General features: G+C 63.3%; 1 protein-coding gene. It reads left to right on the top strand.

From position 1 onward, the window contains the following. The coding region (locus EN750_RS32220; RefSeq protein WP_145968121.1) for an FAD-dependent oxidoreductase at positions 1–1,898 on the top strand (1,898 nt) is incomplete at both ends.

The raw sequence follows: 1,898 nt of genomic DNA on the forward strand, positions 1-1,898 counted from the left end.
CTGCTCGACAACAACAGCATGCTGGGTGCCCTTTATCATCCCGATGACGGCCACATCGCACCCGCCGATGTCACCCAGGCCATGGCCAAGGGTGCACGCGACCTCGGCGCGAAGATCCATCTCGATACCGAGGTTGTGGGCTTCGAACGCATGCCGAGCGGCGAGTGGAGGGTCAAGACCTTACGCGGCGAGATCGTCTGTGAACATGTCATCCTTGCAACAGGCAATTACGCCCGCCAGACCGGCGCCATGCTTGGCCTGGACATTCCCGCGATCCCGATCCTGCATCAGTACTGGATCACCGAGGCGGTCCCCGAAATTGTGGAACGCAAGCGGCTTGGTCTTCCGGAAATGCCGATCCTCAGGGACGAGGGTTACGAGGGCTATCTGCGCGAAGAAGGCGACGGGCTGATGTTCGGTCCCTACGAGCGCACCGAGCAGCTCAAGCTGTTCGCTGAAAACGGCGTCCCGGAATGGTTCGGCGCCGATCTGCTCGATGAGGATTTCGATGCCGTGTCCTGGAACTGGGAACGCGCGACCGAACTGGTCCCCGCGCTCGGACGCGCCGGCATCAAGCGGAATGTGCGAGGACCTTTCCAGATGACGGCCGATGAACTGCCGCTGATGGGGCAGGCGTGGGGCCTGGAGAATGTCTGGCTCGCCGAAGGGGTGCCGGGAGGCATCCTTTGGGGTGGTGCGATTGGCTATTACCTCTCCGAACGGATCGTGGAGGGTGGCAACAGCATCGACACGGCGGAGCTGGATCCCCGTCGGTTCGGCCACTATGCAAACAAAAACTGGACCCGGGCAAAGGTCCGGGAAGCCTGGGGCACCCACGCCGCACAGCACTATCCTGGCCAGGACATGCCGGCGGCGCGACCGCAGAAAACGGCCCCGTCCTATGATCGCCTAAGCCAGCTCGGCGCGGTGTGGGATGTGTTGAACGGCTGGGAGATGCCGAGCTGGTTTGCGCCTGCCGGTGTCGAAGCGCGCAATGTCTACAGCTGGCGCTGGACCCCCAAAGGGAACCACGTCGCCGCGGAGGTTCAGGCTGTCCGCCAGGCCGCTGGGCTGGTCGAGATGACTCCCATGACCAAGTTCGAGGTCGGCGGGCCGGGCGCCAAGGACTGGCTCGACGGAATCCTGGCCAACAGACTGCCGCGTTCCGGTCGTGTCGGTCTTGCCCATCACCTGACGCCAGCCGGCGGCGTGCAGGCCGAGTATGTGGTGGCGCGGCTGCACAGCGACCTGTTCTATCTCATATCGACGCCGCGCGCAGAGCGCTGGAACCTTGACGATCTCAGCCGGCTGTTGCCGAAAGACGGCAGCGTGCATCTGCGCAACGTCACGGAGGATCGCGGCAGCTTCACGGTGGTTGGGCCGAAGGCGCGCGACATATTGCAGCCGCTGACGGAGATCGACCTCTCCAATGAAGCCTTTCCATGGTTCAGCGTGCAGTCCGGCACCGTCGGCATGGCCAGCGACGTACGGCTCCTGCGCGTCAACTATTCGGGCGAACTGGGATGGGAACTCTATCATCCTCTCTGCTATCAGCGGCATTTGCTGGATGCGCTCCTGGCATCGGGAGAGGCACACGGGCTGAGGCTGGCCGGACTTCAAGCGCTGGAATCGCTTCGTCTCGATAAATCCTACCGCGCCATGTATCGCGACATGAACCCCGAATTGTCAGCCTGGGAAAGCGGCCTCGACCGATTCATCAGCCTCGACAAAGGGGACTTCATCGGCCGCGCCGCACTGGTCGCAAAACAGAAGCAGGTGACACGCCGGATCGCCACGCTGTCGATCGATACCGAAGGTGCGAGCGCGTTCGCCTTCGAGGGCGTCTACCGCGAAGGCGAGCTCGTCGGCCACATCACCTCGGCGGGCTACTCCTACAC

Origin of the sequence: Mesorhizobium sp. M7A.F.Ca.ET.027.03.2.1 (assembly GCF_003999175.1) — a bacterium.
In the GTDB taxonomy this organism is placed as follows: domain Bacteria; phylum Pseudomonadota; class Alphaproteobacteria; order Rhizobiales; family Rhizobiaceae; genus Mesorhizobium.